The sequence below is a fragment of the Rhodococcus sp. PSi06 genome, assembly GCF_054960675.1.
On the sequence record NZ_JBHNYO010000023.1, the window covers coordinates 1 to 22,683 of the forward strand.

Annotated in this window: 24 protein-coding genes and 1 riboswitch; of the genes, 15 read left to right on the forward strand and 9 right to left on the reverse strand. The window is 63.2% G+C overall.

The window, feature by feature from the left end; translation table 11 throughout:
- Window positions 1-191: 191 nt before the first annotated feature.
- Window positions 192-593, reverse strand: a complete 402-nt coding sequence (locus ACFI9K_RS23890) for a hypothetical protein (protein ID WP_462665820.1) — start codon at window positions 591-593, stop codon at window positions 192-194.
- A gap of 437 nt (window positions 594-1,030) precedes the next feature.
- Between ACFI9K_RS23890 and ACFI9K_RS23895 the strand changes: the two genes are divergently transcribed.
- The gene (locus tag ACFI9K_RS23895) at window positions 1,031-1,222 is read left to right on the forward strand and encodes a hypothetical protein (RefSeq protein ID WP_462665821.1); all 192 of its coding nucleotides are present in this window, start codon (window positions 1,031-1,033) and stop codon (window positions 1,220-1,222) included.
- A 4-nt stretch (window positions 1,223-1,226) separates the two neighbouring features.
- Here ACFI9K_RS23895 and ACFI9K_RS23900 read toward each other — a convergent pair whose 3' ends face one another.
- Entirely contained in the window at window positions 1,227-1,505 is a 279-nt protein-coding gene (locus ACFI9K_RS23900; protein WP_462665822.1) for a GNAT family N-acetyltransferase, read from the reverse strand.
- Window positions 1,506-1,695: 190 nt separating this feature from the next.
- On the opposite strand from ACFI9K_RS23900, the gene ACFI9K_RS23905 reads away from it, so the two are divergent.
- On the forward strand, window positions 1,696-2,463 hold the full coding sequence (locus tag ACFI9K_RS23905; protein WP_462665823.1) for a hypothetical protein: 768 nt from the start codon (window positions 1,696-1,698) through the stop codon (window positions 2,461-2,463).
- Between the two features lie 228 nt (window positions 2,464-2,691).
- Complete coding sequence (locus tag ACFI9K_RS23910) at window positions 2,692-3,012, forward strand: homoserine dehydrogenase (RefSeq protein WP_462665824.1); 321 nt, start codon at window positions 2,692-2,694, stop codon at window positions 3,010-3,012.
- Window positions 3,013-3,032: 20 nt separating this feature from the next.
- On the opposite strand, the gene ACFI9K_RS23915 is transcribed toward ACFI9K_RS23910, so the two are convergent.
- On the reverse strand, window positions 3,033-3,395 hold the full coding sequence (locus tag ACFI9K_RS23915) for a helix-turn-helix domain-containing protein (RefSeq protein ID WP_462665825.1): 363 nt from the start codon (window positions 3,393-3,395) through the stop codon (window positions 3,033-3,035).
- A gap of 65 nt (window positions 3,396-3,460) precedes the next feature.
- Here ACFI9K_RS23915 and ACFI9K_RS23920 point away from each other — a divergent pair, with 65 nt between their 5' ends.
- Together ACFI9K_RS23920 and ACFI9K_RS23925 are read left to right on the forward strand one after the other, a co-directional pair.
- Window positions 3,461-4,117, forward strand: coding sequence for an FMN-dependent NADH-azoreductase (locus ACFI9K_RS23920; protein ID WP_462665826.1), 657 nt, complete (start codon window positions 3,461-3,463; stop codon window positions 4,115-4,117).
- 20 nt (window positions 4,118-4,137) lie between these two features.
- The gene (locus ACFI9K_RS23925; protein WP_462665827.1) at window positions 4,138-5,412 is read left to right on the forward strand and encodes an LCP family protein; all 1,275 of its coding nucleotides are present in this window, start codon (window positions 4,138-4,140) and stop codon (window positions 5,410-5,412) included.
- A 13-nt stretch (window positions 5,413-5,425) separates the two neighbouring features.
- Here ACFI9K_RS23925 and ACFI9K_RS23930 read toward each other — a convergent pair whose 3' ends face one another.
- The 6 genes from ACFI9K_RS23930 to ACFI9K_RS23955 all read right to left on the reverse strand — a co-directional run bounded on the left by ACFI9K_RS23930 (window position 5,426) and on the right by ACFI9K_RS23955 (window position 11,020).
- Window positions 5,426-6,166, reverse strand: a complete 741-nt coding sequence (locus ACFI9K_RS23930; RefSeq protein ID WP_462665828.1) for an ABC transporter ATP-binding protein — start codon at window positions 6,164-6,166, stop codon at window positions 5,426-5,428.
- Complete coding sequence (locus ACFI9K_RS23935) at window positions 6,159-6,995, reverse strand: ABC transporter permease (protein WP_462665829.1); 837 nt, start codon at window positions 6,993-6,995, stop codon at window positions 6,159-6,161. Before ACFI9K_RS23935 ends, ACFI9K_RS23930 begins: the two co-directional genes overlap by 8 nt.
- The gene (locus ACFI9K_RS23940; RefSeq protein ID WP_462665830.1) at window positions 6,973-7,986 is read right to left on the reverse strand and encodes an ABC transporter substrate-binding protein; all 1,014 of its coding nucleotides are present in this window, start codon (window positions 7,984-7,986) and stop codon (window positions 6,973-6,975) included. The genes ACFI9K_RS23935 and ACFI9K_RS23940 overlap by 23 nt, the downstream gene beginning before the upstream one ends.
- Window positions 7,983-8,705: a TenA family protein gene (locus tag ACFI9K_RS23945; RefSeq protein WP_462665831.1), complete on the reverse strand. Its 723-nt coding sequence runs from the start codon at window positions 8,703-8,705 to the stop codon at window positions 7,983-7,985. The genes ACFI9K_RS23940 and ACFI9K_RS23945 overlap by 4 nt, the downstream gene beginning before the upstream one ends.
- Window positions 8,699-8,798: riboswitch (TPP riboswitch) on the reverse strand. (Overlaps the previous gene by 7 nt.)
- A gap of 61 nt (window positions 8,799-8,859) precedes the next feature.
- A complete protein-coding gene (locus ACFI9K_RS23950; protein ID WP_462665832.1) occupies window positions 8,860-10,257 on the reverse strand; it encodes a sugar porter family MFS transporter in 1,398 nt (465 codons plus the stop codon).
- A 115-nt stretch (window positions 10,258-10,372) separates the two neighbouring features.
- Window positions 10,373-11,020, reverse strand: coding sequence for a hypothetical protein (locus ACFI9K_RS23955; RefSeq protein WP_462665833.1), 648 nt, complete (start codon window positions 11,018-11,020; stop codon window positions 10,373-10,375).
- Between the two features lie 98 nt (window positions 11,021-11,118).
- Here ACFI9K_RS23955 and ACFI9K_RS23960 point away from each other — a divergent pair, with 98 nt between their 5' ends.
- The 10 genes from ACFI9K_RS23960 (at window position 11,119) to ACFI9K_RS24005 (ending at window position 22,662) form a co-directional block, all read left to right on the forward strand.
- A complete protein-coding gene (locus ACFI9K_RS23960) occupies window positions 11,119-12,696 on the forward strand; it encodes a carboxylesterase/lipase family protein (RefSeq protein WP_462665834.1) in 1,578 nt (525 codons plus the stop codon).
- Window positions 12,697-12,830: 134 nt separating this feature from the next.
- Window positions 12,831-14,351, forward strand: coding sequence for an ATP-dependent DNA ligase (locus ACFI9K_RS23965; protein WP_462665835.1), 1,521 nt, complete (start codon window positions 12,831-12,833; stop codon window positions 14,349-14,351).
- A 110-nt stretch (window positions 14,352-14,461) separates the two neighbouring features.
- Window positions 14,462-15,301, forward strand: coding sequence for a nitrilase-related carbon-nitrogen hydrolase (locus ACFI9K_RS23970; protein WP_222095888.1), 840 nt, complete (start codon window positions 14,462-14,464; stop codon window positions 15,299-15,301).
- Window positions 15,301-16,722: a dihydropyrimidinase gene (gene hydA / locus ACFI9K_RS23975; RefSeq protein WP_462665836.1), complete on the forward strand. Its 1,422-nt coding sequence runs from the start codon at window positions 15,301-15,303 to the stop codon at window positions 16,720-16,722. The genes ACFI9K_RS23970 and hydA overlap by 1 nt, the downstream gene beginning before the upstream one ends.
- A gap of 3 nt (window positions 16,723-16,725) precedes the next feature.
- Complete coding sequence (locus tag ACFI9K_RS23980; protein ID WP_462665837.1) at window positions 16,726-17,757, forward strand: TIGR03842 family LLM class F420-dependent oxidoreductase; 1,032 nt, start codon at window positions 16,726-16,728, stop codon at window positions 17,755-17,757.
- Entirely contained in the window at window positions 17,754-18,689 is a 936-nt protein-coding gene (locus tag ACFI9K_RS23985) for an ABC transporter permease (RefSeq protein ID WP_462665838.1), read from the forward strand. The genes ACFI9K_RS23980 and ACFI9K_RS23985 overlap by 4 nt, the downstream gene beginning before the upstream one ends.
- A complete protein-coding gene (locus tag ACFI9K_RS23990; protein WP_462665839.1) occupies window positions 18,686-19,465 on the forward strand; it encodes an ABC transporter ATP-binding protein in 780 nt (259 codons plus the stop codon). Before ACFI9K_RS23985 ends, ACFI9K_RS23990 begins: the two co-directional genes overlap by 4 nt.
- On the forward strand, window positions 19,462-20,205 hold the full coding sequence (locus tag ACFI9K_RS23995; protein WP_462665840.1) for an ABC transporter permease: 744 nt from the start codon (window positions 19,462-19,464) through the stop codon (window positions 20,203-20,205). Before ACFI9K_RS23990 ends, ACFI9K_RS23995 begins: the two co-directional genes overlap by 4 nt.
- 12 nt (window positions 20,206-20,217) lie before the next feature.
- Window positions 20,218-21,357, forward strand: a complete 1,140-nt coding sequence (locus ACFI9K_RS24000) for an ABC transporter substrate-binding protein (protein WP_462665841.1) — start codon at window positions 20,218-20,220, stop codon at window positions 21,355-21,357.
- A complete protein-coding gene (locus tag ACFI9K_RS24005; RefSeq protein WP_462665842.1) occupies window positions 21,358-22,662 on the forward strand; it encodes an aminotransferase class III-fold pyridoxal phosphate-dependent enzyme in 1,305 nt (434 codons plus the stop codon).
- Window positions 22,663-22,683 lie beyond the last annotated feature (21 nt).

Below are 22,683 nucleotides of genomic sequence, written 5' to 3' on the forward strand. Positions count from 1 at the left end.
ACCCAGGTTCGGGGGCATCACGCATTTCGAAACCCCCACCCACACACCACAACCCGAACGCACCGCCCCCCTGGCCCCCGCCTCGCAGGCCGGCATCCGACACACCCGAGCGCAGTGGTGAGACCCCGGGCCGTCCACAGCTCGCCGTCCACAGCGCCCGCCGTCCTCGACAGCGCCGGCCACCCGCCTCGTCATCCCTCGACCTTGTCGCACACGCGCCACCCCGTCGCACACGTGCGCGCAGTCGCCGGACTCACACCTACTCGCGTCCCGTCCACCGACCAGATCGCACGCATCGAACGAACGCGCACGCGTTCGCGAAACTCACTCGACACACGGCACGCGCCGGCCAGGAACGTGACGGCCGCCCAGTCGACTGCCGTCGCACACGCGTTCGCGCGACCCAGCGGCGCCCACGGCTCGCGCCGGCCAGGAATGTGACGGCCGCCCAGTCGACTGCCGACTCGCCGTCGCACACGCGTTCGCGCGACCCAGCGGTGCCCACGGCTCGCGCCGGCCAGGAACGTGACGGCCGCCCAGTCGACTGCCGACTCGCCGTCGTACACGCGCGCGCATTCGCCGAACGTACGCATGTTCGCGACTATTCGACCGGCCAAGTCCCACGTTTCCGACGAACGCGCGCGCATTCGTGGAGGCCGAAAAAGGCTCCTGCACAACCGAATCGACGCACCCCGTCGACTCTCCATCGGCAGGGAGCGCCCGCGCTCGATCGACTACCTGCGCAGCGGTCAGGGCGGGTCGATTTAATTCGGTGGAGTTCCAGCGCCCTGCGGTGCATGATCGGTGCACAGAACATCGCACCGATCGTGGAGGTGGACAATGACAGTGAATTACGGGCTCACCGGTCGCGGTGCCATCTACGCATGGTCTGCGTTCGTGTCGATCACGCTCTCTGAGTAGAGCTTTCGCGGGTACCGAGGCGCTTTGCCTGAGGGCGACCGCGCATCACCATTCTTTCGCCGTACCGCAGTGTGTGTATTCGGCGTCCAATCTTGCAGTAGGAGAACAGATGTACTACGAACATGTCTTGAACGAGCATCGACAACGGGTGGCTCGTGGTGTCGAGAACTACGAACGGAGTCGCGTCGCCCAGGAACGCGCTGCGGAAAATGCTGCGGCAAGGGAGCGTGCTGATGTCGAAATTGATTGCGACACTTCAGATTCAGGCATCGAACTCACGTTGATCTCGTCCGATCGCTGATCTTTCAGCGCTCGATCAAGTGCGAATATCGTTCACCGGCAGCGTCGATGAAATCGCGCACGAACCAGCACGCAGGGACCACCTTCAGGCCCTGCGTGCTGGTGTCGTCCAGGGCGTACTCGGTAAGTGCAGCGGCGAGTCCTCGGCCTCGGAAGCGAGGAAGCGTCACCGTGTGATGGAAGGTTCTGACGCCGTCCGACTCCACGTATTCGGAGTACCCGGCCGGTTCCGAGTCGACGTGTATTTCGAAGCGCCGGCCTGCGGTGTCATGTGTGATCGTCACGGGCATGGGCCCTACCTCCTGGCGGTGTTCGGTATCTCCACGGTAACCGGCAGTCGAGCGATGATCGTTCGGCAGTTACTCCAGCAGGCGTCGACGCAGTAGGCTGAGCCAAACCGAGTCGTGCAAGCGCCACCCGTCGCAACACCTCTCTTCATAAGTACGGGTCGCTCGAGGCTTAAGGCGGCAATCCGTGGAAGACACATCCGACCGGGGAATCAAGGCATTCATCAGAACCGTTGCTCAGCGTGGCGGACGAGCGGAGCGATTGACCACCTCGCGTCGCAATCCCGTCGAAGTCTGGTCGATGGACGGCAAGTCCTCCTGCATCGTGCGTGTGCGATCGAAGGTAACCGGGGACTGGAAGGCGCGTAGACAGGACGAGTCGCTCGAGAGCGATGACACTGGGTCGTCGTACTGGGTGTTCGTGGATCTTGCCAACGAGCAGCCACGGTTCTACATGGTGTCCTCGGAAGAGATGGCCTCCGATATTCGCGGCGAGGTGGATCTGTGGGTGCAGGACTCGCCTTTGCGGACCAGAACCGGGCATCATGCGATCGCGGTGGACAGAGTCGCTCATGGAAGTGAGCGATGGGACCTGCTGGGTTTGAGCGCAACACTGGACACGTCGATCGATCTCGGGCCCGAGCAGACGTGGGTTCGCACGCCCCGGGTCAAAGCCGCACGAAAGTCCAAGGCGGCGGTGGAAGAAGAAGTGGTCGACAACCGTGTGCGGGTAGTTGCCGATTGTGAGGGCTACCGGCTCAGCGGACGCTTCGACCCCGAGACGCAGCGGCTCGAGATCACGGCAGGACCGATGGAGGGTCGACGCTTCGACAATCCGTCCGTGGCCGCCAGTGCTGTCGCTACGCACATCAGTGGAGACGTCGAGGAGCGCGACGGTTGGCAGTTCTGGCAGCTGGATACTCCCGACCGTGCTCCTCTGGGTTCATTTCAGTAAGAACGAGCAGGTGAGAGCGGCCAATTTGTGAGCTGTCACCAACTTCGCGCAACGCGCAAAAACCGGTTCCGGGTCTGATTAACCTGGCATCCGTACGACGAGCTCCCTGTTTCAATCGCTGGATCCAAGAGTTGCTCGAGAGTTCGTCTGTGCATCGAGTGTCGGGTATCAGCGAGCTCAGCGGTCGACAGTGCGAGGGGTGCTGTCGACCGTGGGGAGAGGTTCACCATGGAGCAGTCATACCGTTCGGCATCGGCTCATTCGTCCCGGTTCTTGTTTCTCATAGCGCAATTCGTCGATCGTAGAATTCCAGCGGAATTCTTCTCGACGCAGTTCAGGGAGCTGCAGAACACTCGGGTGGCCTACCTGGACGCGGAAGTGTCGTCGGTGATCGGGATGTTGTCGGTCGACGTCGGGGCGTACTTGGGCGATGTGGAGATTCGGGGAGTCGATTACATCGATGCCGAACAGCTGTGGCGTGCGGCCGGGCATGCGTTTCGCGACCTCATGACATTGCAGTCCGAGCAGTTCGAGCGCGAAGCCGGCTGATCGGTCACCATAACGAACTGTCAGCGAAATCGGTCTCGGTGGCGGAGCAGATCTTCCAGACGGAAGCGGCGGTGGGTTCCGCGCATTTCGATCGGTAGATCGCCGGCGTCGGCCAGGCGGCGCACGTAGGTGTCGGACACCCCGAGCACCTCCGCCGCCTGCGACGTCGTCAACAGCTCCTCGACGGTTCCGATTGCCACGGCTCTGGCGGTCGCCAACTGGGTGAGCAGTTCGAGAACCGCTGCGCGGCCTTTGTCGTCCAAGTCCACCGATGTCCCGCCGAGAACGACATCGACGTCGGAGCTGGTGCGCTCGTGGAGTGCAGCTGTTATTCGCGCGGCCGATCGTGAACTCAGCGCAGAGGTGACGAATCGGAAGTCCATCCGGTCAGAATAGAAGCGTGCGGTTCGCTTACGCTCGGGACACCCACCACGCGAGGAGTGTTTCAGTGCCGCAGTTGTTGCACCTGGATTCGTCCGCAGACCTGTCCCGTTCGGTCAGCCGTCGAGTGACAGCTCGCTTTTCGGACGCATGGCACGGCATCGGGACGGATCATTCGGTGATCCATCGTGATCTGCACACCAGTCCGCTGCCCCACCTGCCTACTTCCGCGCTGCATTGGGCACCACACCTGCGGACTGCGGACGAGGTTGTCGACCCGGCGGCCGAGGCACTGCAGGTCGAGTTGATCGAAGAGTTGATCTCCGCGGACGTGGTGTTGATCGGTGCGCCCATGTACAACTGGTCGATTCCATCGACATTGAAGGCATGGATCGACTACGTCCACGTTCCCGGCATCACCGTTCCGTTCGACGGCGACACGGCACCACTGGTCGGCAAGCCCGCCGTGGTGATCACCAGTCGCGGAAACGACTACACCCCTGGCACGGATGGGGCGGCGGTCGATCACACCACCGGCCAGCTGCGGCAGGTTCTGGCTGTCGCACTGGGCATGGATGTCCACTTCGTTCCGGTCGACCTGACTTTGGCGGAGCGGGTTCCCGGTCTGGCATCGAGGATTCCGGAGGCGCGGGCGGGCCTCGATGCAGCACTGGCGGCTGTCGACGAGCTCGCCCAGCGCTTGGGCACCGTCTCGCCCACGTGAGGGCCGAGTAACCTGGATGGGTGCAATCGAACGGTCCTCAGGACGGCATCGACCCCGTCGAACGAGGACCGGGTCGCCACCGGATCTCACGGCCACCTCGGAACCGTGCAGTCGCTCTGCGAATCGGCAGAGTTGTCGTGGCGGCGGCGTCCGTTGCCGCCGTCGCGGTCAGTGGCATCGGGTACGGGGTATATCGGGAGGCAACTACCGGATTGACCACATCCGACGCGCTCGAGGGTATTGCGAACAACGATCCTGACGTCAACGGTGCCGACACCAACATATTGCTGATCGGCCTCGACAGTCGTAAGGACATGGACGGCAACGATCTGCCCGCTGCGTTCGTCACCGACACCTTGCACGCCGGCGACAGTGACGTCGGTGGATACAACACCAATACGCTTCTGCTGGTTCACCTTCCGGCCGGCGGCGGCCGAGCGACGGCGCTGTCGATTCCCCGAGACGATTACGTGGACGTGCCCGGGTACGGCAAGCGCAAGATCAAGGAGGCCTACGGGCTGGCCAAGGCCGACGCCGACTCGCAGTTGCTCGAAGACGGGATCACCGATTCTGCCGAACGGGAGCGTCGAGCACGCGAAGCCGGGCGACGCTCGACCCTCACCGCCGTCCGTGATCTCCTCGACGTTCCCATCGACCATTTCGCCGAGGTCAATCTGTTGGGGTTCTACGACGTGGCCACAGCTGTCGGCCCGATTCAGGTCTGCCTGAACAACCCCGTGCACGACACCTACTCGGGTGCCGATTTCCCTGGGGGTGCTCAGGAACTGAGCGCGCCACAGGCGCTGTCCTTCGTGCGACAACGGCATGGACTCGACAACGGCGATCTGGATCGCACCAAGCGGCAGCAGGCGTTCGTGGCCGGAGTGATGGCCAAGCTCAGCGAGTCCGGAGTGCTGGCGAACCTGGGCGAACTACGCGCACTGATCGCAGGTACCAAGAACGACATCGTCATCGATGCGTCCCTGGACCCGATCAGCTTGGCCGGCGGAGCCGGTGCCGTCATGCACGGCGACATCGATTTCTACACTCTGCCGATCCTGGGTTACGACACCGTGGACGGCCAGGACGTTAACCTCGTCGACGTGGACGCGATCAGAGCCGAGGCCGCGCGATTGATCGGACCTGCGGCGCAGCCGGCTTTCGACGTACCGGGTGCCACCGAGGGTGCGGTGCCGCCACCGGTCGTGGAGAGCGTCCCCGAACCGCCCCAATCCCCGCCTGCCGTAACGGACGAGGGTGTCCACAGTGACGGCGGCATCCCTTGCGTCGACTGAACGCACCGGGGAGTCACCACGCGTTCAGCAGCACATCCATCAGTTGCTTCTCCACCGCAGCGAACTGAGGCGTCGTTACGATGTCGAGTCCGCGTGGGCGGGACAGGGGCACCTCGACCTGTCGTCGCACACGGGCCGGCTTGGGGGAGAGAACGACCACACGGTCGGAGAGGTAGACCGCCTCGCGGATGTCGTGCGTGATCATCAGCACCGTCCACCGAAACTCTGACCACACCTGTTGCAACCAGGCCTGCATGTCGCTGCGAGTCAGCGAGTCCAGCGCCCCGAACGGCTCGTCGAGCAGCAGCACCGACCGACCCTGCACCACCGTGCGCAGCAACGCTGCTCGCTGGCGCATGCCGCCGGAAAGCTCGGACGGCCTGGCCGACTCGTACCCGTCGAGGCCGAACACCGGAAACAACTCCTGCGCCCGCGCCCGGGCTTCTTTCTTTGCCACACCCTGCACTTCCAGTCCGAGCGTGGTGTTGTCCAGTACCGATCTCCACGGAAACAGAAGATCCTTCTGGGGCATGTACGCGCACGGGGGTACGCGAACTGTGCCGGAGTCGGGTCGGTCGAGTTGGGCAAGCATGTTGAACACCGTGCTCTTGCCCGATCCACTGGGTCCGATGATCGAGACGAATTCACCGGGCTTCACACCGAACGAAACGCCGTCGAGGACGGGTGTGCCGCCGAACGATTTCGAGAGGTCGCGTACGTCGATGCAGTTGTCCGAGTCGGCGGGATCAGACATGCAGTGCCGCCGAACCGTGTCGTGCCCACGGAGCAACCAATCGCTCCACCACGAACGTCGAGACGAAGAGGATCACACTGATCACAGCGGTGACAGCCACCGCGGCGAGCACCAGATCGGTCCGGAAAGAGTTCTTCTGTTGGCTCATGTAGATGCCGAGCCCCGCACTGGCTCCGGCGTATTCGGCGAAAATTGCTCCGACGACCGCGTAGGTGATCCCGATGCGCAGGGAGGTGAAGAACCGGGGGAGCGCCGACGGTAGTCGGACGTACCGAAATTGTTGCCAGCGTGAGGCCCCCATGCTGGTGAGTAGAGATCGCGCATCACGATCGGCTGCCGCGAAGCCCTCGATGAGTCCGATGGCCATCGGAAAGAACGTGGCCAGGGCGATCACCAGAACCTTGGGGAGCAAACCGAAGCCGAACCAGATGATCAGCAAGGGTGCGATCGCAATGATCGGCAGTGTCTGTGAGACGACGAAGAGCGGTACGAAGGCGCGCCGGAGCCACGGCGAGAAATCGACTGCAACGGCCAGCAGCCAGGCGAGGGCCAGCGAGACAGAGAATCCCACGAGCGTCACCTGTAGCGTCGCCGCCGCGTTCTCGACGATCGCATCACGCTGCGCCCAACCTTGTACGACGACGCGGCCGGGCGACGGCAGCACCTGCGGACGGATACCGCTGACCTGAACGTAGACCTGCCAGGCCGCAATCAAGGCGGCGACGACGGTGAGGGCGGGCCACGCCCAGCGGATCGAGGCTCGGATTCCGCTGAACGAGAACGCGTCTCGCTCAGCGGTGACCGGCTTATCGATCGCCGAGGTAGTCATTGGTGAAGTAGGTCGACCAGTCGGGCTCCGTCGTCAGAGGCGCGCCGTCCTGGTCGGCCAGTACGCCGCTTTCGTACAGGAACCTCGAGTACGCAGTCCACTTGTCGAGGCTCTGTCTCCCGACCTCGCCGGACGCGTCCTTCATGTACTTCGCCGCGAGCATTTCCTGGCTCTCGAACACGAGTGACTCGTCGGTGAAGGTTCCGGGGTTCGCGTCGATCAGATCCTGGGCAGCTCTGTCGGGATCGTCGGCAGCGAGTTGATATCCGCGTTGCAGAGCCTGCACGAACTTCTTCGCTTCGTCCGGATGGGCGGACAGCCAGGGTTGGTTGCCACTGATCGTCAGGGCATAGGCATCGGGGAATCCGTAATCGGTGTAATCGAAGTATTTCATCGGGGTGCCGTTGTGTTCGGCCTCGATGCCTTCCCACGCGAGGTAGGAGACGGTGAAGTCCGCGGTACCCGAATACACCGCCTCGTACGCCGAGGTTCCCAGAACGACGGTCTCGTATTCGCCTGTGCCACCGTCGTTCTCGATCACTTTCTTCAACCCGGCTTGCTCGCCGGATTCTCCGAAGCCGGCGTAGACCTTGCCGTCGAGCGCCTTCGGGCTCGGGATGTCGTCGCGATCCGCGCGGACTCCGATGCCCGTCGCCCAACTCTGCAGTGGTGCGAGAACCGATACCGTCTGTGCGCCCGCCGAGGTGGCGAAGACCCCCGAACTCTGTGTGCTGATGCCGAACTCGGCGTTGCCGGCGTCGACAAGAGTGTCTGCCGCGGTGTTGTTGTAGGGCAGAATTTCCACGTTCAATCCGGCATCGGCGAAATATCCTTCTTGTACGGCAACATAGAGGCCGGTGTGATTGGTGTTCGGGGTCCAATCGAGGGCGAATCGGATGGTGTCGGAATCGGTCGATTCCGCGCATCCTGCCAGTCCGGTGGTCGCCACCATTGCCGCTGCCAGCGCGGCCACGATTCGAGTGGTTCTCATGCGTACACCGCGCTCTTGGTCAACGGCCATGGAGTCGGATGCAAGGCGCTGTCCCAGAACATCAATTCGTACCTCGACGCGACCACGAAAGCATCGATCATCTGCTCGCGCTGATCTGCGGTCGCCGCCTCGGCGGCATCGTCCACGAACGCTTTCGCAGCGTCGACGATGGCATGGAATTCGGGTGCGTCGTAAGTGGCCACCCAGGTTGCATAGGGGTGATCGGGGTCGCGATCGAGCACCGTCTTCGCGGCTGCGGCGAGTGAGCGGCCTACATCGGCGTAGATCCAGAAACACGGCAGCACCGCCGCTGCAGCCACCGGATACGGCTCGGTTGCAGCCGTTGCGATCAGATAGGACGTGTAGCCCAGGCAGGCCGGCGAGGGCTCCGGAGCGGCCGTCGACGCGGGGAGAGAACCACTGGTCAGCATGGCCTCGTGCGACGCTGCCTCGTCCATGGCGCTCGCGGCGGCGCTTGCCCAGAAGGCTCCGGCGAGTGGAGTCGGTGCGTGTGCCGCCAACAAGGACAGCGACTTCACGTACCCGCTCAGATACAGCGAGTCCTGCTCGAGGTATCGACGGAACGCGTCGAGCGGAAGAGTCCCGGCACCGAGCAGTCGAAGAAATTCCAGGTTGTCGATCTCGCGTCGAATGTCCTCGGAGGCATCCCACAGGAGATCGGTGAAGCGGACCGGGTCCGCAGATACAACAGGCGTCATCGCCTTGACATCCCTTCGTCAGTATTACCTGCATCAGGTTCGGCGGGTTTGATCTCAGCATCCGCATCGGCGGACACACCCCGTGTCAGAACGAAAGCGACAGTAACACCGGTCACTCGGTACCGGCGCTACTGCCCCTTCATGTAGTTCGGGTCTACCCCAGCATGTCTTCGAGCTCCATGCCCTTGGTCTCGCGAATCTTGGCCTTGACGAAGATGAAGGACAGCGCCGCGAACAGCGCGAATCCGGCGTAGATGGCCCACAGTCCCACCGAAGACGTGAGAGGCGGGAATGCAAGTGTCACAGCGAAGTTGGCCATCCAGTTCGCGGCCGTTCCGATGCCCAGTGCCATCGCGCGCATACGGTTGGGGAACATCTCGCCGAGCATGACCCACATGATCGGTCCCCAGGTCGAGGCGAAGAAGATCACGAACAGATTGGCACCGACGAGTGCGATGGCACCCCACGGAGCCGGCAGGCTGACTTCGTCACCACTGCCGGTCGCCTGCGAGAAAGCGACGGAGGCCATGACGAGTCCGACGAACATTCCGATCGAGCCGCCCATCAACAATTTGCGTCTACCGATGCGGTCGACGAACAGAATTGCCACGAACGTCATCACCACGTTGATCACTGCAGTGATCACCGAGGTTGTGAACGACTGATCCTCGGTGAAGCCGACCGACCGCCACAGCGTCGTCGAGTAGTAGAAAATGGCATTGATGCCGACCAGTTGTTGCAGGACCGCCATCGTGATACCCACCCACACGATGGGCTGCAGACCGAACTTCGGGCCGCGGATGTCAGCGAACGACGAGCGAGATTCCTTGCGCAGCGTCAGCCTGATCTCGTGGACACGCTCGTCGGGATGCAGTTCGCCGGTGATGTTCGCGAGCACCTTCGCGGCTTCCTCGTCCAGGTGCTGACCCACCAGATATCGAGGTGACTCCGGGATGAGGGTGGCCAGGATTCCGTAGACGAAAGCAGGGATCACGCCGACGAGGAACATCCAGCGCCATGCCTCGACGCCGAACCACAGATCGTTGGACGCCCCGTCTGCAGCCCCCGCAAGAAGTGCGTCGGACAACAGGGCAGCGAAAATGCCGATGGTGATGGCCAATTGCTGGAGCGAGGCCAGCGACCCGCGCCATTTGGCCGGAGCGATCTCGGCGATATACGCCGGCGCGATCACCGACGCGATGCCGATGCCGAGTCCGCCGAGCACTCGCCACAGCATGAGGTCGGGGACGCTGAACGCAAAGCCGGAGCCCACCGAGGAGATGATGAACAGCGCCGAGCCGAGCAGCATCACTCGCTTTCGTCCCCAACGATCCGCGAGGCTGCCGGCGAACCATGCACCCACTGCGCAGCCGATCAATGCGATCGCCACCACGAACCCGGTGGTGAACGAGCCCAGCGAGAAGTGATCTTCGATCGAGTCGACAGCACCGTTGATGACCGAGCTGTCGAAGCCGAACAGGAAGCCGCCGACAGCGGCGGCGACGCTGACGCCGATGACCTTCGCTGTGTGGTGGTCCGAGGTCTGATTCATGAGCAACGCACCTTCTGGCCGCGCGCGTGGGCGTCGGCCGCTGGGGAGACCGTACGGCAATTGTAGTACCGTCTCCGGACATTACGCCTGGTACTTTGCTGCGCGAACGACGCCATCAGCGAAGGTCGAAATCCTCGGCCGAGACCGTGAAACCGTGGCCGACCTGATCGGTACAGGTGACTCCGGCTTTCTCGTCGACGCTGCACTGCAAGCCGTTGGTGGAGCCACTGCCGGGGATGGTGAGTACCTCGCCGTACGGTAGCGGGGCCGCAGGGCCGTCGAAGCGATGGAACTTGGGATCGCCGAGGCTCTCGAACTTCGCTGGTGATCCAGCGATCAGCTGGACGGAATTGGGTTCGACAGCCGTGCCCGAAGCGCCGCTTCCGGGAACCTTCGGTGCCGAATCGGGGAGCGAGCCGTGGCAACCGGCGATCGAGGTGTTCAGCACGGCGATTCCGCATTCGAATTTCCCGCTGGGGCTCGAGAAGTAGTACCAACCAGGTGCCTTGCCCGCGTAGTCCTTCGAATCGGCCTGAGCTGCTGCCGAATTCGTCGGTGTTGCGGTGGTGGTGGTGGACGGCGGCGGCATCGAGGAAGGAGGGGTGGATGGGGGCGAACTGCGAGGTATGGTCGGTAGGGCACTGATCGGGGTAGGGCGGTCGGTGATGACGGTCGCCATCGGACCGTCGCCTTGACCCGAACCGCACGCCGACAGTAGGCCGACTGTCAGGATCGCCGCTGCGGCACAGCCCATTCTCTTCATCGTCGACTCCTTCGCTCGAGGGCGTCGACGCCGAACGTGACGGCGATCGGCCCGGAGGTGGTGTTGGTACGTTGGGCAGCGACCGAACAGGAGGGCCGATGGGCAACGCGTCCGACTCCGCCGCGGGTGGCAGCACCGTGTGTGTGGCTACCCCGTACGGCGACGTTCTCGGCTATCCGGTTGCTGCCGACGCATCGCCGATCGTGGCGTGGAGGGGTATTCCCTACGCGACACCACCGGTCGGAAGGCTCAGGTTCGGATCGCCACGGCCTCCGCAGCCGTGGTCCGGAGTGCTCGACGGTTTCGAATTCGGCGCGATGGCACCACAGGGGCGCGACAGTCCGGTGCCCATCGATCCGTCGTTGTCGATCTCCGAGGACTGCCTCACGCTCAACGTGTGGGCGCCTCGTCCCGATGGAGAGCAACGCCCGGTGCTCGTCTGGATCCACGGCGGCGCGTACTCGCTCGGATCGTCCGCGCAGCGGGTGTACGACGGGAGAAACCTGAGCGAGAACGGCGACGTGGTGGTGGTGACCGTCAATTTTCGCCTCGGTGCTTTCGGTTTCCTCGACCTGTCGTCGTTCTCCACCGACGAGCACACGTTCGAGACCAACCTGGGACTGCGAGATCAGATTGCAGCACTCGAATGGGTGCGCGAGTGCATCGCCGCGTTCGGCGGAGACCCGGGTCGAGTCACTCTGTTCGGTGAATCTTCCGGGGGCGCTTCGGTCACCACGTTGATGACGTCTCCGAAGGCAGAGGGGCTGTTCCAGCAAGCGATCGTGCAGAGTGCTCCGGCGACGTCGGTGTACGGCCCCGACCGAGGTGCCGCGGTGGCGTCGAGATTTTTGGAACTGGTGGGCGTGGACCGGGACGACATCGGCGAATTGTTCGAAATGCACTTCAGCAGACTGGTCACTGCGGGGGACACGCTCTGCTACGAAGTTCCTACGAGAGTTCCAGGCACACTCGGTCTTTCGCCGGTCGTGGACGGAGACGTCGTTCCGCGTTACCCGGTAGCAGCGTTCCAGAAGGGGCTCTCGCACAAGATTCCACTGATCATCGGCACCAATCACGATGAGCCGTCGATCTTCCGATTCATGAAGTCCCCACTGATGCCCATCACCTCCGACACCGTCTCGGAGATGTTCCGGGCGATCGCACATGACCACGCCGATCTGCCGGCTCATCGACTCGCCGAGATCATGGCGGCGTACCCGGACAGGAACAAGCCGGCCGGCGCACAAGCCATGTCTCGTGATGCAGGTTTCGTCATGCCGAGCATGTGGATCGCGGACGCACACAGCAGGCATTCGCCGACGTGGATGTACCGATTCGATCACGCGACGCCGATGCTCAAGGCCGCTCGCGTAGGAGCGGGACACGCGACCGAACTGCCGTACGTCTTCGGCAATTTCGGGACATTGAACCGCGACCCCACGTTCTGGCTCGGCGGCCGGAAGCCGGCGATGGCAGTGGCGGCGCGAATCCAGCGCCGGTGGCTCGCGTTCGCGCGGTACGGCGTGCCCGCCGCGTTGGACGCGTCCAAGCATTGGGCTCCGTACACCGAAAAAACGCGTTGGACGTTGGTGATCGACACCTCCGACACCCTCGTCGACGATCCCGACGGCGACATGCGCGCTGCCTGGGGAGACCGGGTGTTGGGTTTCAGCTGACAGATCCGCCTTGCATTTTGCACGGACTCCGCTGACATGAATCGAACGTAACAGCCGAAACAACAAGCACAGGAGTCCCAGCGGTAACAATTGGATGTCAGCAACCTGTCGGCAGGTGCGGTTATGTTCGGTGAGTGTTGTTGTCCAGGATTGTCGAAGCCTCCCGTGCCGTGGCCGCGACGCGCTCGCGCAAGGTCAAGATCGAAAAGCTGAGCGCGCTGCTCGCCGAGGCGGAGGCCGGTGACATCGAACCCGCGGTGTCGTGGTTGTCGGGGGAATTGCCGCAAGGTCGGATCGGAGTCGGCTGGCGCACGCTCGCCGATCTGGACGTCACTTCCGCCGAGGTCTCCATGGCGACGGTCACTGAGGTCGACGACGCGATCTCCGAGGTTGCGTCGACATCGGGAGCGGGATCGGCTGCTCGGCGCGTCACGCTCTTGACGGACCTGTTCTCGCGCTGCACCGCCGAGGAGCGTCAGTTCCTGATCAGGCTCGTCACCGGTGAACTCCGTCAAGGGGCACTCGAAGGAATAATGGTCGACGCTGTCGCTGCCGCCACGAACCTTCCTCAGGCCCCGGTGCGTCGAGCATTCATGCTCTCGGGCCGCCTGCCCGCCACCGCCGTTGCCGCGATCACCGGCGGGGTCGAGGCGCTGGATGCGTTCCGGCTCGAGGTGGGACGCCCGGTGCGGCCGATGTTGGCTTCGCCCGCCGAATCTCTTCGCGCTGCATGGGAACAACTGAACGGCGACGTCACCGTCGAATACAAGCTCGACGGCGCTCGCATTCAGGTGCATCGATCCGGAACCGACGTGAGCATCTACACGCGGACGCTACGAGACATCACTGCGAGCGTGCCCGAGTTGGTGGAACTCGTACTCGCACTGCCGTGTGAGTCGGTGGTCCTCGACGGTGAGACCCTTGCGCTCGACGACAGCGGGCGGCCGCGCCCGTTCCAGGAAACGATGAGCCGTTTCGGCGCAGAGAGTGCGCACGAGCTACTGCTGCAGCCCTACTTCTTCGATTGTCTGCATCTGGACGGCACTGATCTGCTCGATGCGCCCCTCGAAGAGCGGCTGGTTGCACTGGAACGAGTGGCACCGGGGCACCGAATTCCCAGTGCTGTTCGACCCGGTGCCGATGAAGCGGCGGCCCATTTCGACGCTGCGCTTGACGCCGGGCACGAGGGCGTCATGCTCAAGGCTCTCGCTGCGCCGTATGCGGCCGGACGTCGCGGAAAGAGCTGGCAGAAGGTCAAACCCGAGCACACCCTCGATCTCGTCGTTCTCGGTGCCGAGTGGGGATTCGGTCGCCGCACGGGCTATCTGTCCAATCTGCATCTCGGAGCACGTGATCCCGACGGCGGGGAGCCCATCATGGTCGGCAAGACCTTCAAAGGGTTGACCGACGTGCTGCTGCAGTGGCAGACGGACGAGTTCCCGAAGCACGAACGAGAGCGAGATCAGCACACCGTCTATCTTCGGCCCGAGTTGATCGTCGAAATCGAGCTCGACGGTGTGCAGGTGAGCTCGCGCTATCCGGGTGGTGTGGCACTGCGTTTTGCCCGAGTGCTGCGATACCGGCCCGACAAGAACCTCGCCACCGCAGACACCATCGATGCCGTGCGCGCCTTGTTGCCCAACTCGAACTCGTGACTGCGCCGACAACTGTGCACGATTAATACATACGAAACCGGACGAACGATCCCGTAACACGGCGCAAAATACCTTGAGGGTGCAAGCCAGCGAGAGATGGAGTGCCAATGATGTCCACAGTTCGAGCTGCACTGGTCCAAAGCACATGGACCGGTGACAAGGAATCGATGATCGCGGCGCACGAGGGGTTCGCTCGGTCCGCGGCCGAGCAGGGCGCGAAAGTCGTCTGCTTTCAAGAACTTTTCTACGGCCCGTATTTCTGCCAATTGCAGGATGCGAAATTCTACGAGTACGCCGAATCGGTACCCGGGCCGACTGTCGACCGTTTCGCTGCGTTGGCGAAAGAGCTCGGCATCGTGATGATTCTGCCGGTGTACGAGCAGGAGCAGCCTGGCCTTCTCTACAACACCGCCGCCGTGGTGGATGCCGACGGCACCTATCTCGGCAAATACCGCAAGCACCATATTCCGCACGTGAACGGATTCTGGGAGAAGTTCTACTTCCGACCCGGAAACCTGGGCTGGCCGGTATTCGATACCGCCGTCGGCCGAATCGGTGTCTACATCTGCTACGACAGGCATTTTCCCGAAGGCTGGCGGGCTCTCGGCCTGGCCGGTGCCGAGATCGTCTTCAATCCGTCGGCGACCTCGCGTGGGCTGTCGAACTATCTGTGGAAACTCGAGCAGCCTGCGTCGGCAGTCGCCAACGAGTACTACGTGGGCGCGATCAATCGGGTCGGAATCGAATCCGAATACGGAGACGACGATTTCTACGGCACCAGCTATTTCGTCGATCCCGAGGGCAAATTCGTCGGCGAGGTTGCGTCGGATACGGAGTCCGAGATCGTCGTTCGAGACCTGGACATGGACCTGATCAAGGTGGTCCGCGACAGGTGGGCCTTCTACCGTGACCGCAGACCCGACGCCTACGGCCCGCTGGTGCAGCCCTGATGGCCACCACCTTCGTGCACGGTGGAACCGTTGTATCCACTACCGGCGCACAGGAACTGGATGTGCTCATCGACGGTGAAACCATTGCCGCGGTGCTCGCCCCCGGCTCGGTATCTCTGGCTGCGGACCTGAAGACCTCGGCGGACGTCGTCGTCGACGCAACCGGAAAGTACGTGATCCCGGGCGGCGTCGACGGTCACACCCACATGGAGATGCCGTTCGGTGGCACCTTCGCGTCCGATACGTTCGAAACCGGCACGCGTGCAGCGGCGTGGGGTGGTACGACGACCATCGTGGATTTCGCGATCCAGACACCCGGCCAACGGGTTCAGGACACTCTGGCGCAGTGGCACGACAAGGCTGCCGGTCGGTGCGCGATCGACTACGGGTTTCATCAGATCATCGGCGACGTGACCGACGATTCTCTGAAAGCCATGAGCGAGTTGGTCTCCGAGGGAGTGACGAGCTTCAAGCTCTTCATGGCCTACCCGGGCGTCTTCTACTCCGACGACGGCAAGATCCTGCGAGCCATGCAGTCGGCTGCCGAAACGGGTGCGTTGTTGATGATGCACGCGGAGAACGGTATTGCCATCGATGTCCTCGTGGCCCAGTCCATCGCACGCGGCGACACTGCCCCGTATTTCCACGGCACCTCGCGTCCTTGGCAACTCGAGGAAGAGGCGACGCATCGAGCCATCATGCTGGCTGACGTCACCGGCGCGCCGCTGTACGTCGTGCACGTCTCGGCCAAGCAGGCGTTGGAACAGATCGCACACGCTCGGGGCAACGGCCAGAACGTATTTGCCGAAACCTGCCCGCAGTATCTGTATCTGTCACTCGAAGAGCAGTTGGGTGCACCGGGCTTCGAGGGAGCCAAATGGGTCTGTTCGACGCCGTTGCGGTCGCGGGCCGAGGGCCATCAGGACGAATTGTGGCGTTACCTGCGCACAGGTGACGTGGCAACCGTCAGTACCGACCATTGTCCCTTCTGCATGAAGGACCAGAAGGAGATGGGAATCGGAGATTTCTCCAAGATTCCCAACGGGATCGGTTCGGTGGAACACCGCATCGACCTGATGTTCCAGGGGGTCAAGAGCGGCAAGATCACCCTGGAGAAGTGGGTCGACGTCTGCTGCACCACCCCGGCCAGAATGTTCGGCATGTATCCGCGCAAGGGCGTCATCAGCCCCGGAGCCGATGCGGACATCGTGATCTACGACCCGAACGGACACACCAGTATCGGAGTCGACAAGACGCATCACATGAACATGGACTACTCGGCCTACGAGGGTTTCGAGATCGACGGCCACGTCGACACCGTGCTCTCTCGCGGACGAATCATCGTCGACAACGGGTCCTATTCCGGCACAGCCGGACACGGCCGATTCGTCCGCCGCGACCTGTCACAGAATCTGATCTGAGCCATGGACATCGGGGTGGTGCTGCAGTGCAATCCGCCGGCGTCGCGGGTGATCGATCTGGCCAGACAGGCCGAGACACACGGTTTTTCGCACGTGTGGACATTCGATTCGCACCTGCTGTGGCAGGAGCCGTACGTCATCTACAGTCAGATTCTGGCCGCGACCAGGCGAGTGACCGTGGGCCCCATGGTCACCAATCCTGCTACGCGCGACTGGACGGTGACGGCATCGACGTTCGCGACGCTCAACGACATGTTCGGCAATCGCACGGTCTGCGGCATCGGTCGCGGCGATTCCGCGGTGCGCGCTCTGGGCGGCAAGCCGACAACGCTGGCCGCGCTTCGAGAGTCGATCGAGGTGATCGGCAATCTTGCGAACGGGCGCAGTGCCCAGGTCGGTGAGACCACAGTGCAATTCCCGTGGGCAGAGCACTCGAAGTTGGAGGTGTGGGTCGCGGCGTACGGGCCGAAAGCCCTCGAGCTCACCGGGCAGGTCGCGGACGGGTTCATTCTGCAGCTGGCAGATCCTGACATCGCTGCGTGGACGATCGGCCGAGTGCGTGCTGCGGCCGAGCAGGCGGGCCGCGATCCGGATTCGATCTCGATCTGCGTGGCAGCTCCCGCCTACGTCACCGACGGCAGCGATGCCGGGCTCGAACATGCCCGAAATCAATGTCGCTGGTTCGGAGGCATGGTCGGCAATCACGTCGCAGATATCGTCTCGCGCTACGGCGGTGACGGCGGCGGCGTTCCCCAAGCACTCACCGACTACATCGCAGCACGTACCGGATACGACTACAACGAGCACGGCCGGGCCGGCAACTCGCACGCAGAATTCGTTCCGAACGAAGTGATCGACAGGTTCTGCCTGCTCGGTACCCCCGCCGATCACATCGCCAAGCTGAAGGAGCTCGAGGCACTCGGCGTCGACCAGTTCTCGGTGTACCTCCAACACGACGCCAAGGCTTCGACGCTGGAAGCCTACGGAGAGAGCATCATTCCGCAGATCCGTCGGTCCGTGACGGCGACGTCGTGACGAGTGTTCTCGATCAGGCTTCGGTGGTGACACCGACTCCCGCCCGGTCGGCGCGGGGGCTTCGTCGCCCGCTCATGGCACTGGCGGCGGTTGTGCTGTTGCTGGTGTTGTGGGAGTTGGTGAAAGTGCTAGTTCCCGACAACGGAGTGAGCGTTGCTGGAGTGCGAGTATTGCCGCGCACCGACGACGGCGCGCTGCCTCATGTCTGGTCGGTGCTCGCGGCGCTGACCGAGCCGGAAGTGAACGTCACCGGGGCACGCAGTGTCGGCACAGCAATCGCCTCCAGTGGCCTGTTCACGTTCGGGCTCGCCGTGCTGGGGTTCGCGTTGGGGACGATGGTCGGACTGATGCTGGCCGTCGCCATGCAGCGGTTCGTGTGGGTGGAGCGGTCCGTCTTGCCCTACGTGATCGTCTCGCAGACGGTGCCGCTGATTGCGCTGGCACCGCTCGTCGCCGGCTGGGGAGGGAAGATCGCCATCGGTGGGTACGCCTGGCAGCCGTGGATGAGCATCACCGTCATCGCGTCGTATCTCGCGTTCTTCCCGGTGGCCGTCGGGATGCTGCGCGGACTCCGCGCACCCGACAAGGCGTCCCTCGATCTGATGCAGAGCTACGCAGCCGGATGGTGGACAACCCTTGTGCGGCTGCGTTTTCCGGCCTCGGTACCGCACCTGATTCCGGCACTGCGCCTGGCCGCGGCCGCATCGGTGATCGGCGCCGTCGTTGCCGAGATCTCGACCGGAACCACCGGCGGCATCGGTAGACAGATCATCGTGTTCTCGCAACAGGCGACCGGCGATGCGTCGCGTCTGTATGCCGCTGTTCTGGGCGCAGCGGTGCTCGGGCTCGTCGTCACCGGATTGGTGGCCCTGCTCGATGGTGCTCTGGGGCGATTTGCAGGCCGAACTCCGGCTCGAAGGGCGGACTCATGACCGAACATGCCGTACTCGTCGAGGGAGTCGGCAAGACGTTCGACGGGGGAGTGACCGCGCTGGACGCTGTGTCGTTGTCGATCGATCCCGGCGAATTCGTATCCCTGATCGGCCCTTCCGGTTGCGGCAAATCGACACTGCTACGCATCATCGCCGATCTAGAGCAGCCCACCTCGGGCGCGGTGTCGGTGTTCGGCCTGACAGCGAGACAGGCCCGTATCGAACAGAAGTACGGCATCGCATTTCAGCAGGCAGGGTTACTGGATTGGCGCACGGTGAAGTCCAACGTCGCGTTGCCGCTCGAGCTGCACAAAGTCCCCAAGCACGAACGCGCGGATCGAGTGAGTCAACTGCTCGAACTCGTGGGGCTCACCGATTTCGCCGACAGCTTCCCCAGCCAGCTCTCCGGCGGCATGCAGCAACGGGTGGCGATTGCTCGTGCGTTGGCCCGAACACCGGGACTGCTGTTGATGGACGAGCCGTTCGGTGCACTCGACGAGATGACGCGCGAGAAGATGCAGAACGACCTGTTGCGCATAGCCGAGGAGTCCAACGCGGCAGTGGTGTTCGTGACCCATTCCATCCCGGAAGCGGTGTATCTGTCCGATCGAGTGGTGGTGATGTCTCCCCGCCCGGGTCGAATCGTGGACACGCTCACCATCGACACGTTCGACACCGACGGGGACCCGCGTGAATCGACGGAATTCTTCGCCGCCATCACCGCGGTTCGCGATGCATTGCACGGGCGCGTCGTTCGCGGTGCGGATCTCCGATGAGGCTCTGGCTGCCGCCGGTGGTGTTCGGCGTCGCGGCGCTCGGGCTCTGGCAGTTGCTCACCGTTCTCGCAGGGGTACCGGCGTTCCTGTTGCCGTCACCGAGCGCCATCGGCGAACAGTTCGTGCGTAACGCCGCCACTATCGGGTCGGCGAGTGTGGCAACAGGAACCAACGCTCTGGTGGGGTTGATCGCGGGATCGATTCTCGGTCTCGTTGCAGCGATGGCTGCTGTCCGTCTTCGAGTCGTCGACGAGCTACTGACCCCATTGGCAGCGGGCGCGGCGGCAGTTCCCATCGTCGCCCTGGCACCGGTGTTCAATTCCATGTTCTCCTCGACGACCGATCTGCCGCGCCGCATCGTCGTGACCATCGTCGTGTTCTTTCCGGTATTCGTCAGTGCCGCAAAAGGACTGCGCCAGATATCACCGGTGCACCACGACCTGATGACGTCGTATGCAGTCAGCGGCCGGCAGTTCACGCGGATCGTTCGGCTGCCGTCCGCGGTTCCCCATATCTTCACCGGGTTGCGGGTTGCAGCTCCGAATGCTGTTATTGCTGCCATCATCTGCGAGTACTTCGGTGGATTGCAGAACGGTTTGGGGTCGCGGATCACGTCCGCCGCGGCGAATACGGCGTACCCCCGGGCATGGGCTTACGTGATGGGTGCCATTGCGGTCGGGTTGCTCTTCTTTCTGGTTGTCCTGTTGCTCGAGAAGCTCGTGTCCCGGCGTCGTTCCTAGGAGAAGTCGAACGTGTTGATCACTCGTACCCCCCGAACCCTCGTCGTTCTCGCCATGGCCCTCGCTGTGGTTGCCTCGGCATGTAGCACCACCACCACGACCGACACCGCTACCGGTGCCGACGGCAACGCCACGATCAAGCTGCAATTGCAGTGGTTCAAGCAGGGACAGTTCGCGGGGTACCTCGCGGCCGTTGATCAGGGCTTCTATGCCGAGCAGGGCCTGAACGTCGAGATCTTGGACGGTGGAACCGATATCGTCCCGCAGACCGTGCTGGCGCAGGGACAGGCCGATTACGCCGTCGCGTGGGTGCCGAAAGCGCTCGCCTCCCGCGAAGCCGGGGCGGGCATCACCGACGTCGCCCAGATCTACCAGAAATCCGGAACATTGCAGGTCTCGTTCAAGGATCAGAACATCGCCTCACCCGCCGATCTCCGCGGCAAGACCGTCGGAAACTGGGGCTACGGAAACGAATTCGAGTTGTTCGCCGGCATGACCGAGGCCGGGGTGAGCCCATCCGACGTGACGCTGGTGCAGCAGCAGTTCGACATGAACGGTCTACTCTCGGGCGATATCGCTGCTGCCCAAGCGATGTCCTACAACGAGTACGCACAGTTGCTCGAGACCGTGAATCCGGCTACCGGCGCGCTGTACACCGCAGGCGACTTCAGTTCGCTGAACTGGAACGACGACGGTGTTGCCATGCTGCAGGACGCGATCTGGGCCAACACCGACAAGCTGTCCGACGAGGCGTACCAGGACCAGACCGTCAAGTTCTTGGCGGCCTCGTTGAAGGGCTGGATCTTCTGCCGCGACAACGTCGAAAAGTGCCGCGACATCACCGTCGCTGCGGGGTCCACACTCGGGGCAAGCCATCAGCTCTGGCAGGTCAACGAAGTCAACAAACTGATCTGGCCGTCGGGCGAGGGCATCGGAATGATCGACGAGGCCGCCTGGCAGCAGACCGTGGACATCGCCAAGACTACGAAGAATGCCGAGGGCTCGACGGTACTCACCGCCGATCCCGATGCCGAGGCCTACACCAACGAGTACGTCGGCAAGGCATTGGATTTGTTGAAGGCCGACGGTGTGGACGTCACAGGAGAGTCGTACGCTCCGATGGAGGTCACACTGGAGGAAGGCGGCAAGTAGATGGATCACGTGTTCTACTCCTGGTCGGCGCAGGCCGAACTGAACCCGATCACCGTCGAGGGTGCCGAGGGATCATGGTTCTGGGACGACAAAGGCAACCGATACCTGGACTTCTCCTCCCAGTTGGTCAACGTCAATCTCGGTCATCAACACCCGGATGTCGTCGCCGCCATCGTCGAGCAGGCACAGGTGCTGACGACCATCTCCCCGACGGTCGCCAACAACAAGCGCAGTGAGCTCGCCGCCTTGATCGCCGAGCGGGCACCGGGTGATCTGAACCGAGTGTTCTTCACGACGGGCGGCGCAGAAGCCGTCGAGCATGCGGTGCGGCTGGCGCGCCAACACACCGGGCGCACGAAAATGCTTGCCGCGTATCGCTCGTACCACGGCGGCACCGGCGTCGCTATCGGTCTCACTGGCGAGCCGCGACGATGGGGAACCGAGCCGACCAACGTCGACGTCGTGCGTTTCTTCGGCCCTTACCCATATCGGTCGCCTTGGAACACAACGACTCCCGAGGACGAGACGGCGGCAGCACTGGCACACCTCGAGCAGGTCATCGTGCTCGAGGGCGCGCAGAACATTGCCGGGCTCATCCTCGAATCGGTCATCGGCACCAACGGTGTGCTGATCCCGCCGCCAGGTTATCTGGCCGGCGTGCGGGCGTTGTGCGACAAGTACGGGATCGTCTACATCGCCGACGAAGTGATGGTCGGGTTCGGGCGAATCGGTGAATGGTTCGCATGCCAGGCCTGGGATGTGACACCCGATCTGATCACGTTCGCAAAAGGCGTCAACTCCGGATACATCCCTCTGGGCGGTGTGGTCATCTCGGAGAAGATCGCCTCGCAATTCGACCACAAGCCGTATCCCGGCGGGTTGACCTACTCGGGCCACGTACTCGGATGCGCTGCGGGCGTGGCGTCCATCGGAGTGTTCGAGCGCGACAAGATACTTCCGCACGTGCGTCACGTCGGCGAGGACGTACTCGGTGCGGGCCTGTCCAAGCTGGCCGAATCCCATCCGAGCGTGGGCGAGGTACGCGGCAAAGGATTCTTCTGGGCCGTCGAGTTGGTCAAGGACGGCGCAACCCGGGAGCCGTTGGTGCCTTTCGCGGCGTCGGGCAAGGATGCTGCGGCCATGGGAACAGTGACCGCCGCAGCGAAATCACGCGGTCTGTGGCCGTTCGTTGCGGGCAACCGCCTGCAGATCGCGCCGCCGCTGACGACCTCCGAGGACGAGATCCGTCAGGGACTCGAAATCCTCGACGAGGTGCTGACGGTGGCAGACGGGTTCACCGTCTGACCGCGAGGTATCGGCCGTGGT

Bases quoted from the DNA above. Each gene is read 5' to 3' on its own strand.
- ACFI9K_RS23960 (WP_462665834.1), top strand. From the start codon at position 11,119: ATGGGCAACGCGTCCGACTCCGCCGCGGGTGGCAGCACCGTGTGTGTG.
- ACFI9K_RS23970 (WP_222095888.1), top strand. From the start codon at position 14,462: ATGTCCACAGTTCGAGCTGCACTGGTCCAAAGCACATGGACCGGTGAC.
- ACFI9K_RS23915 (WP_462665825.1), bottom strand. From the start codon at position 3,395: ATGGACTTCCGATTCGTCACCTCTGCGCTGAGTTCACGATCGGCCGCG.
- ACFI9K_RS23940 (WP_462665830.1), bottom strand. From the start codon at position 7,986: ATGAGAACCACTCGAATCGTGGCCGCGCTGGCAGCGGCAATGGTGGCG.
- ACFI9K_RS23995 (WP_462665840.1), top strand. From the start codon at position 19,462: ATGAGGCTCTGGCTGCCGCCGGTGGTGTTCGGCGTCGCGGCGCTCGGG.
- ACFI9K_RS23980 (WP_462665837.1), top strand. From the start codon at position 16,726: ATGGACATCGGGGTGGTGCTGCAGTGCAATCCGCCGGCGTCGCGGGTG.
- ACFI9K_RS23990 (WP_462665839.1), top strand. From the start codon at position 18,686: ATGACCGAACATGCCGTACTCGTCGAGGGAGTCGGCAAGACGTTCGAC.
- ACFI9K_RS23890 (WP_462665820.1), bottom strand. From the start codon at position 593: ATGCGTACGTTCGGCGAATGCGCGCGCGTGTACGACGGCGAGTCGGCA.
- hydA (WP_462665836.1), top strand. From the start codon at position 15,301: ATGGCCACCACCTTCGTGCACGGTGGAACCGTTGTATCCACTACCGGC.
- ACFI9K_RS24005 (WP_462665842.1), top strand. From the start codon at position 21,358: ATGGATCACGTGTTCTACTCCTGGTCGGCGCAGGCCGAACTGAACCCG.
- ACFI9K_RS23930 (WP_462665828.1), bottom strand. From the start codon at position 6,166: ATGTCTGATCCCGCCGACTCGGACAACTGCATCGACGTACGCGACCTC.
- ACFI9K_RS23895 (WP_462665821.1), top strand. From the start codon at position 1,031: ATGTACTACGAACATGTCTTGAACGAGCATCGACAACGGGTGGCTCGT.
- ACFI9K_RS23910 (WP_462665824.1), top strand. From the start codon at position 2,692: ATGGAGCAGTCATACCGTTCGGCATCGGCTCATTCGTCCCGGTTCTTG.
- ACFI9K_RS23955 (WP_462665833.1), bottom strand. From the start codon at position 11,020: ATGAAGAGAATGGGCTGTGCCGCAGCGGCGATCCTGACAGTCGGCCTA.
- ACFI9K_RS23950 (WP_462665832.1), bottom strand. From the start codon at position 10,257: ATGAATCAGACCTCGGACCACCACACAGCGAAGGTCATCGGCGTCAGC.
- ACFI9K_RS23935 (WP_462665829.1), bottom strand. From the start codon at position 6,995: ATGACTACCTCGGCGATCGATAAGCCGGTCACCGCTGAGCGAGACGCG.
- ACFI9K_RS23945 (WP_462665831.1), bottom strand. From the start codon at position 8,705: ATGACGCCTGTTGTATCTGCGGACCCGGTCCGCTTCACCGATCTCCTG.